At 72.1% G+C, this 15,657-nt stretch carries 14 protein-coding genes and 2 pseudogenes; 6 read left to right on the top strand and 10 right to left on the bottom strand.

Features of this window, described 5'->3' with window-relative positions:
* Positions 1 to 13: 13 nt before the first annotated feature.
* From F8271_RS00835 to F8271_RS00815, 5 genes and pseudogenes are all read right to left on the bottom strand, one after another.
* The gene (locus tag F8271_RS00835; protein ID WP_151487661.1) at positions 14 to 691 is read right to left on the bottom strand and encodes a maleylpyruvate isomerase N-terminal domain-containing protein; all 678 of its coding nucleotides are present in this window, start codon (positions 689 to 691) and stop codon (positions 14 to 16) included.
* A 103-nt stretch (positions 692 to 794) separates the two neighbouring features.
* Positions 795 to 1,044, bottom strand: a pseudogene (locus F8271_RS00830) (zf-TFIIB domain-containing protein).
* Positions 1,045 to 1,066: 22 nt separating this feature from the next.
* Positions 1,067 to 1,699 (bottom strand): phosphoribosyltransferase, encoded by a 633-nt coding sequence (locus tag F8271_RS00825; protein ID WP_151487660.1) that lies wholly within the window; start codon positions 1,697 to 1,699, stop codon positions 1,067 to 1,069.
* A 41-nt stretch (positions 1,700 to 1,740) separates the two neighbouring features.
* Positions 1,741 to 3,072, bottom strand: a complete 1,332-nt coding sequence (locus F8271_RS00820; protein WP_151487659.1) for a glycosyltransferase family 87 protein — start codon at positions 3,070 to 3,072, stop codon at positions 1,741 to 1,743.
* A gap of 132 nt (positions 3,073 to 3,204) precedes the next feature.
* Complete coding sequence (locus tag F8271_RS00815) at positions 3,205 to 5,721, bottom strand: putative bifunctional diguanylate cyclase/phosphodiesterase (RefSeq protein ID WP_370461835.1); 2,517 nt, start codon at positions 5,719 to 5,721, stop codon at positions 3,205 to 3,207.
* A gap of 734 nt (positions 5,722 to 6,455) precedes the next feature.
* Here F8271_RS00815 and F8271_RS00810 point away from each other — a divergent pair.
* From F8271_RS00810 to F8271_RS00790, 5 genes are all read left to right on the top strand, one after another.
* Positions 6,456 to 6,692: a winged helix-turn-helix domain-containing protein gene (locus F8271_RS00810; RefSeq protein ID WP_151487657.1), complete on the top strand. Its 237-nt coding sequence runs from the start codon at positions 6,456 to 6,458 to the stop codon at positions 6,690 to 6,692.
* A 385-nt stretch (positions 6,693 to 7,077) separates the two neighbouring features.
* On the top strand, positions 7,078 to 7,569 hold the full coding sequence (moaC, locus tag F8271_RS00805) for a cyclic pyranopterin monophosphate synthase MoaC (RefSeq protein ID WP_151487656.1): 492 nt from the start codon (positions 7,078 to 7,080) through the stop codon (positions 7,567 to 7,569).
* Positions 7,566 to 8,036: a molybdenum cofactor biosynthesis protein B gene (locus tag F8271_RS00800; RefSeq protein WP_151487655.1), complete on the top strand. Its 471-nt coding sequence runs from the start codon at positions 7,566 to 7,568 to the stop codon at positions 8,034 to 8,036. Before moaC ends, F8271_RS00800 begins: the two co-directional genes overlap by 4 nt.
* A gap of 101 nt (positions 8,037 to 8,137) precedes the next feature.
* Entirely contained in the window at positions 8,138 to 9,394 is a 1,257-nt protein-coding gene (locus tag F8271_RS00795) for a molybdopterin molybdotransferase MoeA (RefSeq protein ID WP_151487654.1), read from the top strand.
* Positions 9,391 to 9,819 (top strand): molybdenum cofactor biosynthesis protein MoaE, encoded by a 429-nt coding sequence (locus F8271_RS00790; protein WP_151487653.1) that lies wholly within the window; start codon positions 9,391 to 9,393, stop codon positions 9,817 to 9,819. The genes F8271_RS00795 and F8271_RS00790 overlap by 4 nt, the downstream gene beginning before the upstream one ends.
* A gap of 4 nt (positions 9,820 to 9,823) precedes the next feature.
* On the opposite strand, the gene F8271_RS00785 is transcribed toward F8271_RS00790, so the two are convergent.
* Both F8271_RS00785 and F8271_RS00780 read right to left on the bottom strand, forming a co-directional pair.
* Complete coding sequence (locus F8271_RS00785; RefSeq protein WP_151487652.1) at positions 9,824 to 11,269, bottom strand: glycosyltransferase 87 family protein; 1,446 nt, start codon at positions 11,267 to 11,269, stop codon at positions 9,824 to 9,826.
* 215 nt (positions 11,270 to 11,484) lie between these two features.
* A complete protein-coding gene (locus F8271_RS00780; protein WP_151487651.1) occupies positions 11,485 to 12,030 on the bottom strand; it encodes a DoxX family protein in 546 nt (181 codons plus the stop codon).
* 133 nt (positions 12,031 to 12,163) lie between these two features.
* Here F8271_RS00780 and F8271_RS00775 point away from each other — a divergent pair, with 133 nt between their 5' ends.
* Positions 12,164 to 12,712 (top strand): GNAT family N-acetyltransferase, encoded by a 549-nt coding sequence (locus tag F8271_RS00775; protein ID WP_151487729.1) that lies wholly within the window; start codon positions 12,164 to 12,166, stop codon positions 12,710 to 12,712.
* Positions 12,713 to 12,744: 32 nt separating this feature from the next.
* Here F8271_RS00775 and F8271_RS00770 read toward each other — a convergent pair whose 3' ends face one another.
* From F8271_RS00770 to F8271_RS00760, 3 genes and pseudogenes are all read right to left on the bottom strand, one after another.
* Positions 12,745 to 13,986: an ATP-binding protein gene (locus F8271_RS00770; protein ID WP_151487650.1), complete on the bottom strand. Its 1,242-nt coding sequence runs from the start codon at positions 13,984 to 13,986 to the stop codon at positions 12,745 to 12,747.
* 135 nt (positions 13,987 to 14,121) lie between these two features.
* The gene (locus tag F8271_RS34050; protein WP_151487728.1) at positions 14,122 to 14,532 is read right to left on the bottom strand and encodes a hypothetical protein; all 411 of its coding nucleotides are present in this window, start codon (positions 14,530 to 14,532) and stop codon (positions 14,122 to 14,124) included.
* Between the two features lie 497 nt (positions 14,533 to 15,029).
* Positions 15,030 to 15,512, bottom strand: a pseudogene (locus tag F8271_RS00760) (hypothetical protein); the annotation flags it as partial.
* Between the last annotated feature and the right edge of the window lie 145 nt (positions 15,513 to 15,657).

Here is a 15,657-nt window from a genome sequence, read left to right as displayed (position 1 = left end):
GAGCACCAGCCGGTCAACCGAGCAGCGGAAACCAACCCGCCGACTCGCCCAGCTCCAGCCGGTCCCGGTCGGTGAGCGGGATTCGCCCGGTGGCCTTCAGGAGGAACTCGTGGTCGTCCCACGCGGCGGGGCGGACCGTGTCATCGCTCAGCAGGCCGTCCATGGTGGCCACCGCGACGCGTACCGCCAGTGGGCCGGGCGGCGGCGCGTCGGGCAGGTCCGGCGTGAGGTCCAGATGGTGCACGACGGCTTCGGTGGTCAGGGTGGCCAGGAAGTCCGGTACGCGCAGCACGTGGCCCTGCGTGGTCACGTGCCCGGCCGGGTCGGCTGCCGCGGCGGCGCGGACGGCGGCGGGGGCGGTGTCCGTCCAGAGTCGGACGATCCCGCTCGGGCGGTCGAACGCGGCGGCCGACCGGCGGACCCACCAGGCGTGGCGGTCGCCCTCGTCACCGGTGCCGGGAAAGTCGCGCCAGTAGCTCACGTCGTCCACGTCGGCAGGGCCGTCGACGGGGCTGGCCAGCGTCACCAGGGCGCGCTGGGCGTCGCCGAGGACGTGCAGGAGCAGGTCCGCGACGAGCCACCCTCGACATCGGGTGGCGCGTTGCAGGGCCGCGTCGTCCAGGTCGCGGACCACTGCGGTGATTCCGTCGTACGCCTGAGCCAACGCGTGCTCCGGCCGGATCGCCGTCATGCGATGCAGCCTCGCACGGACTGCCGTACCCGCCAACCGCTGGCGGCGAACGAAGTGCCCGGGCCGACGCGCGGGTCGACCCGGGCGGGATGTCGGGCCCGGTTCAGCCGAACATCTCGTCGAGGAAGCCCTTCTTCTTCTTGCGCCGGTAGTGCCCGTGGTAGCCCTGGTGCTGCGGCTGGCCGTACGCCGGCCTGCTGGCGGCTCCAGTTGGCCTCCGCCTCGAACAGCTTCTCCAGCTCGCCGCGATCCAGGAAGATGCCCCGGCACTCCCCGCACTGGTCGATGACGACACCGCTGCGCTCGTACTGACGCATTTCTCCGTGGCACTTGGGACAGGTGAGACTATTCATCGCCCGACGGTACCCGCTCTAGCTATGCGGTTGCTGTGAGCGCCTCGGTGACCTCCTCGTCGGACACCTCGTGGAAGTCGTCGTAGTAGACGCTGACCGCGCCGAAGTCGGCCGGGCGTTGGGCGCAGACGACCTGGTCGGCTTCGGCGGCCAGCAGCTCGTACGCCTCCTGTGCGCCGACCGGGACCGCGACCACGACGCGGCGGGCGCCGAGCTGGCGGGAGACCTCCACGGCGGCGCGTGCGGTGGCCCCGGTGGCGAGGCCGTCGTCGACGATGACCGCGATCCGCCCGGTGAGATCGAGTGGGGGGCGGCCGGCGCGGTAGAGACGTTCGCGGCGTTCCAACTCGGCCTGTTCGCGGTGGCTGACCTCGGTGATGTCGTCGCTGCTGAGTCGGCTGGCCACCGCGTCGTTGAGGACCTGCACGCCGTCCGGGCCGAGTGCGCCGAAGGCGACCTCCGGGGCCCACGGCATGCCGAGCTTGCGGACCACCAGCACGTCGAGCCGGGCGCCGAGCCGTTCGGCGACAACCCGGGCGACCGGCACACCACCGCGGACCAGGCCGAGGACGACGACGTCGGGTTCGCCGATGAGTGCGGTGAGTCGCTCGGCGAGCACCTGGCCCGCCTCGGCGCGGTCGCGGTAGGTGGTCATGCCTCCAGGTGTACGCCCTGGCGGGCGGTTCCGCCGGACAGTTACGCCGAACTGGCCCGACCGGACAGCTCCGCGGGCGTGGCGACGCTCGGCCGGTGCAGGGCGGGCACCCAGGTGAGCAGGGCCAGCGGGTACAGCAGGTAGCCGAAGCGGGTCGAGGGCATCAGGGCGATGGCGGCGAGCAGTCCGTACCCGCAGATCAGTGCGGCGGCGACGGCGGTGCGGGGCGGTCGGCGGGCGAGCCGGACGGCGATGGCCACGCCGGCCGCGACCAGCAACGCGGCGGCGATGAGCCGGCCGGCGGGCAGCGCCGAGGCGATCAGGTGTCCGGGGAACGGGGACTGCGCGGGGCTGGTCACCAGGCCATGGCCGAGAGGGAAGCGGAGGACGTTCTCGGTCAGGGCGTCGCGGTCGACCAGCAGGGCCGGGAGCAGTGCGGCGATGGGCAGTCCGATCGCGCCGATGGCGACGCGCGTGCCGGCTCGCCGGGTCAGACCCCAGACGATCAGGACCAGGGCGACCGGCCAGGCGAACAGCTTCAGCGCGCCGGCCAGCCCGACCGCGAGGCCGGCCCGGCCGGGTCGGCCGGCGGCGGCGAGCGCGAGAGCCAGCAGACAGAGCGCGAGTACGGGAAGGTCGTCGCCGCCGGTGGCGAGCGTGAGGGCGCAGATGGGCAGGACGGTGGCGGCCTGCACGCCGCGGAGCAGCGCGGCGTCGCGACGGGGGTTCGCAGTGGCGGGGCCGGCGGTGGAAGGTGTGCGGCGCAGGGCGGCCACGGCGAGGGCGAGGGCCAGTGCGGTGCCCACCGCGAACCAGACCCGGGCGTCGGTCCACCAGGTGTCGATCAGGGCTCTGGGCAGGCCGAACAGGGCCATGCCCGGCTGGTACGGGGTGTACCCGAGCAGTTGCTCGCCGGGCGGGAGGGCGGCGATGGCGTCGGGGCCGAGGTACGGGGTGCCGTGTTCCACCAGGCGGGCGCCCGCGTGTTCCACGACCAGCACCTCCTCCTGGGCCCGGTCGGTGCGCCCGGCGGTGCGCTCGATGCTCTGCCAGACGACGGGTAGCAGCGCGGTGCTCCCCCAGGTGAGGGCGGTGACCGTCCAGCGGGCGGGTAGGCCGGCCAGTCGGGAGGTCGGGTTGCGGCGGTGCAGCAGGAGCTGGACGATCACGGCCAGCGTCGCGACCAGGTAACCGACGGCGGCGACCGAGCCCCAGGCGCGGTGTGGCAGTAGCGTCGAGGTGACGGCGGTGATCGCGGCGAAGATGGCCGAGACGCCGTACAGGCCGAGGTCGAGGGCGAGCCCGCCGGCGGCGGTGTCGAGGGTCCGCCAGTGCCAGCGTCGACGGCGGTCGGTGGGGTCGTCGGCGATCACGGCCGTCAGTCTGGCAGACCGGGTTGCTCCGGCTTCGCTTCTGCTCCCCTTGATCACATCATGCTCAGTAGTCGGAATGGTCCCCCGACAACTGCTCAGCGTGAAGTGATCAATGAGCTGGTCGGTGCCCGGTCAGGCCGGGAGGTGCGGGAGACGGGTGCGGCCGCCCTGGCGGCGGGTCTGGCTCAGCCGGATCACCGCGCCGGCGTCGTGCAGCGGCGCGGCCAGGGCGCCCGGGCGGCCGCCCGAGCCGCGTTGCAGGGCCGCGAGGAGGGTGCCGGCCGGCATCGGCCGGGCGAACAGGTGCCCCTGGCCGGCGACGCAGCCCAGCTCCCAGAGGGCGCGGCGCTGCGGCTCGCTCTCCACCCCCTCGGCGACCACGACCAGGTCGAGGCTGCGGCCCAGGTCGAGGGTGGAACGGATGACCGCGGCGGCTTCCGCCGAGCTCTCCATCGTGGTGACGAAGCTGCGGTCGATCTTCAGCTCGTGCACGGGGATCCGGGAGAGCAGGGAGAGCGAGGAGTAGCCGGTGCCGAAGTCGTCCAACGCCAGCCGGACGCCCTCTTCGCGCAGCCGGCTCAGCACCTGGTCGACCACGTCGAGCTGACTGAGCGTCAGGGTCTCGGTCAACTCCAGCACCAGCCGGTCCGGTGGGAGGTCGTGGGCGCGCAGGCGGGCCAGCACCGAGCCCGGGAAGCGCGCGTCGAGCAGACTGCGCGGGGACACGTTGACGGCGACCGGTACGTCGAAGCCGGCGTCGCGCCAACTGCCCGCCGCGATCAGCGCCTGGTCGAGGATCGCCTCGGCGAAGGCGGGCAGCAGTCCGGAGCGTTCCACCGCCTCCAGGAAGCGCAGCGGGTCGATCATGCCGTGGGTGGGGTGGTGCCAGCGGGCCAGCGCCTCGACGCTGGTCACCTCGCCGGTGCCCAGGTCGACGATCGGTTGGAAGTTGACGACGAACTCGTGGTCCGCGACCGCCCGTGGCAGGTCACCGCCGAGGGTGAGTCGACCCAGATCGGCGGTGTCCCGGGTCGGGGCGTACGTGGAGATCCGGAGGCCGGCACGCTTCGCCTGGTACATCGCCACGTCGGCGCGGCGCAGCAGCTCGGCCATGCCGCCGCTGGTCGGGGCGACGGAGATCCCGCCGCTGGCTTCGACGCTGATCCGCATGCCGTCCAACTCGAACGGCTCGTGCAGGGCGGCGAGCAGCGCCTCGGCCCGGTGCGCGGCCACCGCCGGGGCCGGCAGCCCGCGCAGGAGTACGGCGAACTCGTCGCCGCCGAGACGCGCCACCAGATCGCTGGGCTGGGCGGCCCTGCTCAGCCGGTCGGCGACCTGCACCAGCACCTGGTCACCGGCGGCGTGCCCGAGGGTGTCGTTGACCTCCTTGAAGTGGTTGAGGTCGATCAGCACCAGCGCGGTCACCCCTTCGGCGTGCCGGGCACTCAACTGCTCGGTGCCCTGGTCGAGCAGGTGCCGGCGGTTGGCCAGGTTGGTGAGCGCGTCGTGCGCGGCGGCGTACGCGTGCTCGTCGGCCACCCGGGCCAGCTCGGCGTACGCCTGGGCGTTGCGGACCGCCGTACAGAGGGCGGAGGCGAACGTGCGCAGCGTGTACTGCTCCCGTTCGGAGAGCTGGACGGGCCCTCGGAAACGCAACCGCAGCACGCCGACGTCGACGGAACGGTCGTGACCCTCCAGCGGCGTGGGCACGATGGTGCCGTCCACGTCGGTGGGTGTGCCGGTCGGCCCGTCGAAGGTGATGCCGCCGGTGCCGCCGCGCACGGTCCTGGTGCCGTCGCGCAGCTCGATCTCGACCTCGTCGGCGGAGAACAGCTCGGCGGCCTGGGTGACGGCGGTGGTGAGGACCTCGTCGAGGTCGACCACATTGAGCGCGTCGGTGGTGCGGGCGAGCCGCTGCCACGCCTGCTGCTCGGTCCTGGATCGGATTCTGGTGGAGTAGGCCAGGTGCAGGCTGAGCACGAGCGGCGGGACGGCCAGCAGGAGTTTGAGGTTGGCGTCGAGGATCAGCAGCGTGCAGGCCGCCACGATGAACCGTACGGCGAAGCCGGCGAGCCGGAGGTCGAGGTTGCTCCGGAACTGTTTGGAGATCTTGGTCCCGGATGCCAGCGCGATGACGGGGATGGCGAGGATGTCGTCCAGGAGGGCAGCGACCAGGTAGGCCAGCCCCAGTGGCACGATCAGTGCGACGAAGCCCGCTGGGGGCCAGGTCCACGTTGTCATGGCCAGCGTGATGCCGGCGCCCCAGGCCACGATGACGTTCTTGCCCACGCTGAACGCCAGCTTGATCGGCGGCACCCGGCGCGCGGTGCAGGCGATGCCGACCGCGGTGCAGAGCACCACCACCGGAGCCGGAGCGATGGCGAGACCGATGATGATCGCGGTTTCGGTCCAGCTGATCGAGTGGGTGGTGGATCGGATCCGCACCCGTGCCTTGACCAGCGTGCCGAGGGCGATCGTCACGGTGAGCACGACGAGGACCGCGACATCGTTCTGCGAGGCGGTCATCGCGGTGTGCGCTGCGACCGGTAGTGACGTGGCCGTGATGACAGTCGCCACAACGACGACGAGACCGACGAGCAGCCGTAGCCGCCGATCGGTCTCAATCTCTCGTCGCTGAGGAAGGGTCACACCACCCCCGAGGGACTGCCTCCGCCGTGCTCGTAGCCTACCGTTCTGGACTCGTGCACGTCCCCTGCCAGCTGATCAATCCCACTCGCTGCCGCGCATCGCAATGCTCCTCTCCTCCGCCGTGCCATTCGATGACCTACCGCCGTGGGCGGGTCTTCCTATGAATGGCAGCTTAAGAGGAGGAAGGGCAGCTTAAAAGAAATATATGTCGGTATGCGCAACATTAGCCAAGTTGGAGTGGCTTTATTACGTTCTGTCCATCACGACTAAACGGAGTGCGCTTGAGGTTTGCGGTGCCGGATCCGAGGCGGGGTGCGCAAGTGCGGACCTTATCCGGTCCGCGGAAGTGCTATTCGCTGAGTCTGGCCGCCCTTCTGGAGTTGTCTCATCCCGAGTTTGGCCAGGCGTAAGGGCGGGTTGGCCAGAGTTGGCGCAGGTTCGCGGCGTTGGTCGGCGGCGGTGACAACGTGTGGGCAGTTGCGTTGCGGCAGGTAGTGGTGCAACGTGCGGCTGCGGCGTTGTGGTCAGGGCCGGCAATCGGAGGGGCTCCTCGCATCATTCTGCGGCCCGTCGACGATCGTCGCTTGGTGCAGGAACGCGTATCACCGCAGCCGGACCTAGACTTCGTTGGGTGATCGGCTGAATACCGGCGACGGTCGAAGTGGGGACGGGTGGAGCAGGGGGCGGGTGGAGATTCAGGTTCTGGGGGTCTTTCGGTGCGACTGCCTACCCGCATGTTGCGCCTTGGCACACCCAAACAGCAGGCGATCCTCGCAGTACAGCCGGGCCGGCTGGTGGCGGTGGACGATCTCGTCGACGAGTTATGGGCTGATCGCCCACCGCGATCAGCGGTTGCGAATGTGCTGAGCTATGCCGCCAATCTGCGCCGAACCTTCGAGGCTTTCCCATCCGGTCGAGCGGTCATCGTGCGGCAGCGGAACGGCTATCGGCTCGCGTGCGCCCCGAGCTGATCGACGTTTTCTGCTTCGAGTTCGACTGGAGCGCGGGTCGCGAAGCGCTGGCGGCCGGTCACGTGGACAAGGCTCGGGACCTACTGGGTCGTGCGGTTGACCCGGGACGCTGACCTGCCCGGACAGAGCTTATCGATTTCTTATCGCCGGGTCCGCTAGCTTCTGCGCCGTATCGGCGAACGGGGGAGGTTCTGCCCACGGGCAGAACCGGGTCGTCGACACACGCCCGCCGCGAGGTCCCCCAGTGACTTCGGCAGCGGGTGGTGGTGAGGGAGGAGCGGCACCCGGAGCAGCATCGCGCCGTCAGCACCCGGCGCGGTTGGGGGCCGGGCGCCGCTCCTTCCGAAACACCCGTCGGTCGTGCCGCACCGATAGGCTCACGGCCGTGACCGAATCCGCCCAGCTCAGCCACGTCGACCGCGCCGGCGCGGCCCGCATGGTCGATGTCTCCGCCAAGCCGGTGAGCGGCCGGACGGCCGTCGCGGCCGGCCGTCTGCGCACCACGTCCGAGGTCATCGACCTGCTGCACCGTGACGGGTTGCCGAAGGGTGACGCGCTGGCGGTGGGCCGGCTGGCCGGGATCATGGGTGCCAAGCGCACCCCGGATCTGATTCCGCTCTGCCACCCGATCGCCCTGCACGGCGTCACCGTCGACCTGCTGCTGACCGCCGACACGGTCGAGATCACGGCCACCGCCCGCACGGCGGACCGGACGGGGGTCGAGATGGAGGCGCTCACCGCGGTCGCCGTCGCCGGTCTCGCCCTGATCGACATGGTCAAGGCGGTCGACCCGGCGGCCTCCGTGGAGGCCGTCCGGGTGCTGCGCAAGGAGGGTGGCAAGACCGGCGAGTGGGTCCGACCGGAGGACCGCCCGTGATCCGCGCCCGGGTCGTCGTCGCGTCCAACCGGGCGTCGGCCGGCGTCTACGCCGACACCAGCGGGCCGCTGCTCGTCGCCGGCCTGCGTGAGCTGGGCTGCGAGGTCGACGAGCCGGTGGTGGTGCCCGACGGTGAACCGGTCGGCGCGGCCATCCGGGCAGCCCTCGCCGACGGCGTCGACGTGGTGGTGACCAGCGGCGGCACCGGGGTGACCCCGTCGGACCGGACGCCGGACGTCACCCGGGGTCTGCTCGACTACGAGATCCCCGGCATCGCCGAGGCCATCCGCGCCCACAGCCGTGACCGGGTGCCCACCTCGGTGCTGTCCCGAGGGCTGGCCGGGGTGGCCGGCCGGATGCTGGTGGTCAACCTGCCCGGCTCGACGGGGGGCGCGCGCGACGGGTTGGCCGTACTCGGACCGATCCTCGGCCACACCGTCGACCAGCTTCGCGGCGGCGACCACTGACCGCTTCGCGGCGGCGGGCACTGACCGCTTCGCGGCGGCGACCACTGACCGGTCCGCGGCAGGCACCGGCAGGGGATGGCGCGTCCCGATAGGCTCGACCGGTGAGCACGGAAACGGCACCAACCGCGGATCAGGTCGCCGCACCCCCGCCGGCCGGGTGGGAGGAGGCGCGGTCCCGGGTGTACGCCGTAGGCCTGGCGGCCGCGCTGCCGGTGGTCGCCCGATCGCTCGCCGACACCGACGGGTCGACCCTGGCGGAGCCGTTGGCCACCCGCACCGACCTGCCCGCCTTCCCCACCTCCAGCGTGGACGGCTGGGCGGTGCGCGGGGACGGTCCGTGGCGGGTCGTCGGTCGGGTGCTGGCCGGAAACACCCCCGCCCCGCTCACCGACGACAACACGACCGTCGAGATCGCGACCGGTGCCATGGTGCCCGAGGGCGCCACCGCCGTACTCCGGGTGGAGGAGTCGACCATCACGGACGGCCTGGTTCGCGGCACGCCCCGACCGACGCCGGAGTGGCGGCAGCCGGGCGAGGAGGCGTACGCCGATGAGGAGCTGGTGCCGGTCGGCACGCCGGTCGACCCGGCGGTGATCGGCCTGGCCGCCTCCTGTGGGCACGACACGCTGCGGGTCCGGCGCGCGCCGCGCGCCGCGCTGCTGGTGTTCGGCGACGAGCTGCTCACCGCGGGGCCGCCCGCCGCCGGTCGGGTCCGGGACGCGCTGGGCCCGGCGGTGCCGGCGTGGCTGCGCCGGTACGGCTGTCAGGTGCGTCCGTCCGACGTGGTCGGCCCGGTGGCGGACACGCTGCCCGCGCACGTGGCGGCCGTACGCGCCGCGCTGGCCACCGCCGACCTGGTCTGCACCACCGGCGGCACGATGCACGGCCCGGTCGACCACCTGCACCCGACGTTGGAGGCGCTCGGCGCCGACTACGTGGTCAACACGGTGGCGGTCCGGCCGGGCTTCCCGATGCTGCTGGCCCGCCTGGTCGGTCACGACGGGCGGGTCCGGTTCGTGGCCGGGCTGCCGGGTAACCCGCAGTCCGCGATCGTCGCGTTGGTGTCGCTGGTTGCTCCGCTGCTCGCCGGACTCCAGGGTCGTCCGATGCCGGTGCTGCCGCAGGTCACCCTGGCCGAGGCGGTGCCCGGTCGCGGTAACCACACCCATCTCGCGCTGGTCCGGGTGGACCGGGCCGCCGGCACGGCGCACCCGGTGCGGCACGTCGGCTCGGCGATGCTGCGCGGGCTCGCCGGAGCGGACGGGTTCGCCGTCATCCGGCCGGGCACCAGCGGTGCGCCGGGTGACCGGGTGCCGATCGTTCCGCTGCCGTTGCTGCCCGGGGAGCGGGCGTCGTGATCGCGCCGGCCATCACCATCAGCGAGGTCACCGACCAGCCGCTCGACCTCGCCGCGCATGAGGCGGCGGTCGCCGACCGCAGGGCCGGCGCGGTGGTCTCCTTCCAGGGCGTGGTCCGCGACCACGACCACGGCCGTCCCGTCGTGAGTCTGGAGTACGAGGGGCACCCGAGCGCCGTGCAGGTGCTGCGCGAGGTGGCCGCCGAGATCGCGGCCGACCCCGACGTCTACGCGGTGGCGGTCTCGCACCGGGTGGGGCCGCTGGCCATCGGTGACGTGGCGCTGGTCGCGGCGGTGAGCACGGCGCACCGTGCGGCGGCCTTCGTCGCGTGCGCGCGGCTCGTCGACGAGGCCAAGGCCCGGCTGCCGATCTGGAAGCGGCAGGTCTTCGCCGACGGCACCGAGGAATGGGTCAACTGCCCCTGACCGGTCAGCGGCGGCCGTTGACCGCCACGGCACGGGCGAGCCGGTCGCCGTAGAACGCCGGCTCGGCACCCGGCCGCCACGGCAGCGCGGCGACCAGCACGATCAGCGCCAGCGCCAGCGAGTTCTCCATCAGCGCGCCGAACAGACCGTCCTGGTAGTGCGACATCTCGGGTAGCTGGTGCTCGTACGGCCAGATCGGTGAGATCAGGAACAGCAGGTAGAGGCCAATCGCGGCGACGCCGTGCCGGAGCCCGGTCAGCGTGGGATACCAGATCGGCGGTCGGAGACCGTTGAGGCCGGGGAACCCACCGAACGCCGGGCCCTGACCGACCCGCTGCGCCACCCCTCGGCTCGCCTCGCGGCGGCGTACGGCGGCGTCGGCCAGCACGATGATCGCGGGGATGACCCAGACCAGGTGGTGCGTCCAGGAGATCGGGCTGATCACGTTGGCGGTGAGGCCGACCAGGGTGAACGCGGTCAGCTCGTCACCGTCGGCGCGGGAACTGGCGGCCCGGGACAGGCCGAGCGCCAGGATCAGCACCGAGAAGGTGAACCAGAGCAGCCCCGGGGTCTCGATCGAGTCGTACAGCCGGGCCAGCAGACCGGCGAGCGACTGGTTCGGCGTCATGTCCGCCGCGCCGACCCGCTCGGTCTGCCAGAGCACGCTGCCGAAGTACGTCCGCGACTCGTCGCCGACGATCGCGAACGTCCCCAGGGTCACGCCGATCGTGGTGCCGATGGCGGTGGCCGCCACCCGCCACTGGCGGGTGATCAGCAGGTAGGCGATGAACAGCGCCGGGGTGAGCTTGACCGCGGTGGCGAGACCGATGCCGGCACCCGCCCAGGCGCCGCCGTAGATGAAGCGCAGCAGAGGGCCGTCCGTCGCGGCGTAGTGGGTACCCCGGCGGGAACGCCAGCGCAGCCCGATCAGATCAGCCATGATCAACGCGAAGAGCAGGATGTTGACCTGGCCGTAGCCGAGGGTCTCCCGGCCCGGCTCGATGGCGACCGCGAGTGGCACCGCCACGGCCACGGTGAACCACAGTGGCCAGCCCAGCCGGTCCACGATGGGCCGCAGCAGCCCGGCCAGCACCAGGGCCAGCGCGGCGATGCTCCCGAGGGCGTTGACCATGCCGGCCGCGCCGATCGGCAGCTGCGCCATCGGCAGCATGACCAGCCCGGCGAACGGAGGGTAGGTGAACCCGAGTGTGGTGCCGGGCGCGATGAACTCGTAGAGCTCGTGACCGCTCGCCCACCACACCACCGCGCCGTGGTAGATCTTCATGTCGAAGAAGTTGTACGGACGCCCGAAGGTGCCGATGGCGAGCCATGCGGCGTAGGCGACGGCAGCCACGATGGCGCCACGTACGACTTTCCTGCGATCGATCCCGCGCGTCATGCGTTGGATTGGGGCGAGGCGGTCCGCCCGTCTACCGACAGCCGTCGGCATGGCGTGGCCACCCCCGTACCAAGGTCGTCCTACCCGTCCAGGTCCTGCACGGAGCCTAGAACGGCGCCTCACGTCAGTGCCTCCCGCGTTATGCGACCGTGTCCGATCCCACACATGTTTTTGACATTTCCACCGCGTTAACGCCTACCGGGTGGTTCAGGTAATTCGTGGCCTTAGCGAGGGGCGGGGGTGGCACCGAGGGGGATCGACGCAGGTCAGCCGGGGAGGCGGCGTGCGGTGGCGGCGGACCGGACGGCGATCCGGGCCTCCCGCCGGGCCGTGCGGACGGCACGTTGCATGGAACGTCGAGAGTGGCCGATGCGATGACCCGTGCGCCACCGCAGACCCGGCTTGCCTCCGGTGTCCGCCGCGGCGAGCAGCAGACCGCCGAGGAGGCCCAGGTTCTTCAGCGTGTGGATCTCGTTGTTGTTCTTGGTGGTGGGGTCGTCGTTCTTCCAGAAGGGATGCCCGGCGATGGTCACCGGCACCAGCGTGCTGGCGAGGACCAGCGCGGCGGGTCGGCTGAACCGGTTGGTGGCCAGCATCAGCCCGGCGCTGACCTGCACTGCCGCGTTCATCCGGATCATCGTCTCGGTGTCGGTGGGAAAGCTCGGGTGAGCCCTCTGCAGGATCGGTGCGACCTTGTCGGTCACCGGTTTGGCCGCCACCACGAGCCGGCTGGGGTTACGGAAGTTGCGATACCCCTGCACCACGAAGATGCCGCTCAACATGGCGCGGGCGAGGGAGCGTACGGGCGTCATGGATCAGTCATACCCCGTCGGGGCGTTTGCTACCCCGTCAACCGCCGGATCCGGATTGGTGACCGTGCACGTCGCCACGCCGATTCGAGCGACCATCGCTGATGGACGGGCCGTGGCGGGTAACGTCGCGCGGGTGACCACGCTGCGGCTACGACCCGAGGATCCGGCTGACGCCGGCCCGGTACGTCGGGTACTCGCTGCGGCGTTCGCCCGCCCGGACGTGACGACGCCGCCGGAGGTGTTCCTGGTCGACGAGTTGCGCGACACCGACGCCTGGCTGCCGGAGCTGGCGATGATCGCCGAGTACGGCGGTGAGGTGGTCGGGTACGCGCTGCTCAGCCGGGTACGGGTGCGGCCGGAGCGGGGTCCCGCCGCGCAGGCGTTGGCGTTCGGCCCGGTGGCGGTGGCGCCGCACCGACAGCGCGTCGGGCACGGTACGGCGGTCGTGCAGGCCGCTCTGGACGCTGCCACCGAGCTGGGTGAGCGTCTGGTTGTGGTCCTCGGCGATCCGGCCTTCTACCGCCGGTTCGGCTTCGGGCCGGCCAGCGACCTCGGGCTGACCAGTCCGTGGGCCGGCCTCGGTGAGCCCTGGCAGGCGCTGGTGCTGCCGCCGTCGACCAGCGAGGACGGGCCGCCGCCACGCGGCGAGGTGCTCTTCCCCGCCCCCTGGTCCCGGGTCTGATCGGGCTGGTCCCGGAATCGGGCGCGGCTCGGTCAGGCCGGCTGGGTGCGCAGGTACCGGCCGAAGTGCGGGACGGTGAACGCCACCGTGCCCCGCTCGCCGGAGTAGATCAGCCCCTTCTTGATCAGGGCGTCCCGGGCCGGGGAGAGGCTCGCCGGCTTGCGGCCGAGGGCTCGGGCGATCTCCGCCGTCGGCACCGCGGCGTCCATGTCGTCGCGGACCGCGCCCCCGGATTCGGCCTCCACCAGAGACATCGTGGCCATCGCCCGCATGTACTCGCGTTCGGCGGGGGTGGCCCGCTCGAACCGCGAACCGAAGAACCCGACCGCCAGCTCTGCCTCCGCCTCCGGTGCGGCGACCCGCACGTCGGCTGCCGTGATCGGGGAGCGCGGCGCATGGTCCCAGGTCGCCTTGCCGTACGCCTGGACGAAGTACGGGTAGCCGCCGGACTTCTCGTAGAGCAGGTCGAGCGCCTTCTGCTCGTACTCCACGTCCTCCCGATCGGCCGGCGCGCAGAGCGCCTGGTCGGCGGCGATCCGGTCGAGCCGGTCGATGCGTTGGTAGCGGAACAACCGTTCGGAGTACGACTTGGCGGCGCTCAGCACGGCCGGCAGGTGCGGCAGGCCGGCGCCGACGACGATGAGCGGCGCGCCGAGCTGGGACAGCTCGTGGCAGGCGGCGCAGAGCGCCGACACGTCCTCCGGGCCGAGGTCCTGCATCTCGTCGATGAAGATGGCGATGCCGGTGCCCACGTCGCTGGCCACGGCTGCGGCGTCGCTGAGCAGCTCGACCAGGTCGATCTCGATGTCGCCGGAGTCGGCCCGGCCGCTGGCGGCGGGCACGTCGATGCCAGGCTGCCACCGGTCCCGTAGTTTCGGGGACGCGCCGGCCCGACCGGTCGGGGCCGACCGCTGGGCGAACGCCTTGAGGACGCCGAGGAACGCGTCGATGCGGTCCGGCGCGCGGTGTCGGGGGGCGAGTTCCCGGACGGCCATGTGCAGTGCCGCGGCGACCGGGCGGCGCAGCGACTGGTCCGGTCGGGCCTCGATCTTGCCGCTGCCCCAGAGCCGGTTGATCGCCTGCGACCGGAGGGTGTTCAGCAGGACGGTCTTGCCGACGCCGCGCAGGCCGGTGAGCATCAGGCTACGCTCGGGGCGCCCGCGGGCGATGCGCTCCAGCACGATGTCGAAGACGTCCAGTTCCCGCCCCCGCCCGGCGAGTTCGGGCGGGCGCTGGCCGGCGCCCGGTGCGTACGGGTTGCGGACCGGATCCACGCATCGCACAGTATCGGGCCATCTAGCTCGGGGACTAGACATGGATAGATGGGGCTACCGGCGTGTCGGGATTCGTCGACAACAAACTAGGGCTGTCTAGCGTCCACGCTAGACAGCCCTAGTTTTGGCTACCGGTTACTGCTTCTTCAGGCAGAGCACGTAGTCGAACAGGTCGATCGAGTTGTCGTGCACGTAGTTCGCGGTGGCCTGCGGCGCGAGCGTCTCGCACCGGTCCCCGTCGGTGGTCGCCGGAATCCGCAGCAGAACCTGGTAGGCACCCGGAGCGCAGGGCACCTTGCGCAGCTCCGCGTCGTCCTCGGTGCCGTCGTTCACCACGCAGTCACCCTTGGCGAACTCGTCCTCGTCCTCGTCCGCACTCGGGCTCGGCGCGTCGCTGGGCAGGGCGGGCGGAAGGACCGGCGCACTCGCACTCGCCGACGGGGCGGACGCGGCGCCACCGTCGCCGTCGGCGGCTCTCCAGATCGCCCAACCCGCCAGACCGAGGCACGGGCAGAGCAGGAGCAGCACCACCAGGGCGATGATCAGGGCTACCTTGCGGCCGGTCCTCGGCGTCGGCGGCGCGGGCGGTGCGCCGTACCCGCCGGGCATCGGCGGACCCCACGGGCCCCCCGGCTGCCCCGGCATCGGCCCGGCCGGCGGATACGGTCCCGGCCCGGCCGGTGGAAACGGACCCGGCGTCGGCCCGGCCGGCGGGAACGGTCCCGGTGGCGGTGGGTAGCCCGGCCCCGAGGTCGGCGGCGGACCCCACAGCGGCGCGGTCGGCGGCTCCGCGCCAGGCGGCGGCGGAGCCCACTGCTGCCGGGTCGGGTCGTCGCCGGACGGCGGGGCACCCCACTGCGGAGGCTGACCCGGCGGAGCAGCCGACTGCGGAGGCTGACCCGGCGGCGGACCCCACTGGGGCAGGGTCGGGTCCACCGGTGGCGGGCCGTCGGAGCCGGTCGGCGGGCGCTGGTACGGGTCGTCCGGCTGCCCGGAACCCGGTGGACCGTAGGTCGTCATGTCATCCCCAGGGGTGGGTGAGCTCAGCGCTGCTTGAGGCAGAGGACGAAGTCGAGGGTGTCCAGGTCGCTGTCGAAGAAGTACCAGTTGGTGTAGCCCTCGACCTTGGCGCACTTGGCTTCGGCGTCACGCTCGCCACTCGTCGAGCCGTCGACCCGGCTCAGCACCTCGTACGACTTCGGCGCGCAGCCGCTGATCAACAGCTTGGGCTTGCCGCCGGCCGCGCCGTCGTTGCGGACGCACTGGCCGACCTTCGCGAACCTCGGGTCGGCCGACGACTCCGGAGCCGCCGCGCTCGGCACCGGTTCGGTCACGTCCACGCTCGGCTCACCGGTCGCGGCCGGGGCCGAACCGGTCGGTGCGGCCGTCGGTGTGGAGGCGTCGCGACCGCTGAAGAACCAGAACGCGCCACCGCCGGCCACCACCAGCAGCAGGATGACGGCGAGCACCGAGATCAGCGGCCTTCGGCCGGAGCGGACCGGGGGCGGCGGCCCGGGATCCGCGCCGTACGGGCGGTCGTCGGGCCGGTACGGCTGCCCGCCGTACGCCGGTGCCGCCTCGACCGGCCGGTACTGCTCGCCGGGATAGGTGGGTGCGCCACCGTAGGGGCCGTCACCACCACGGTGGGGCCCCGGTTGCCCGGTGTACGCC

The organism is Micromonospora sp. ALFpr18c, assembly GCF_008868155.1.
GTDB lineage: Bacteria > Actinomycetota > Actinomycetes > Mycobacteriales > Micromonosporaceae > Micromonospora.
Note: the sequence above shows the minus strand (reverse complement) of the source record. Positions and strands in the feature narration are given on the sequence as shown.

Excerpts from the sequence above, each read along its gene's own strand:
- F8271_RS00780 (WP_151487651.1), bottom strand. The coding sequence starts at position 12,030 with ATGACGCCCGTACGCTCCCTCGCCCGCGCCATGTTGAGCGGCATCTTC.
- F8271_RS00835 (WP_151487661.1), bottom strand. The coding sequence starts at position 691 with ATGACGGCGATCCGGCCGGAGCACGCGTTGGCTCAGGCGTACGACGGA.
- F8271_RS00810 (WP_151487657.1), top strand. The coding sequence starts at position 6,456 with ATGTTGCGCCTTGGCACACCCAAACAGCAGGCGATCCTCGCAGTACAG.
- F8271_RS00825 (WP_151487660.1), bottom strand. The coding sequence starts at position 1,699 with ATGACCACCTACCGCGACCGCGCCGAGGCGGGCCAGGTGCTCGCCGAG.
- F8271_RS00785 (WP_151487652.1), bottom strand. The coding sequence starts at position 11,269 with ATGCCGACGGCTGTCGGTAGACGGGCGGACCGCCTCGCCCCAATCCAA.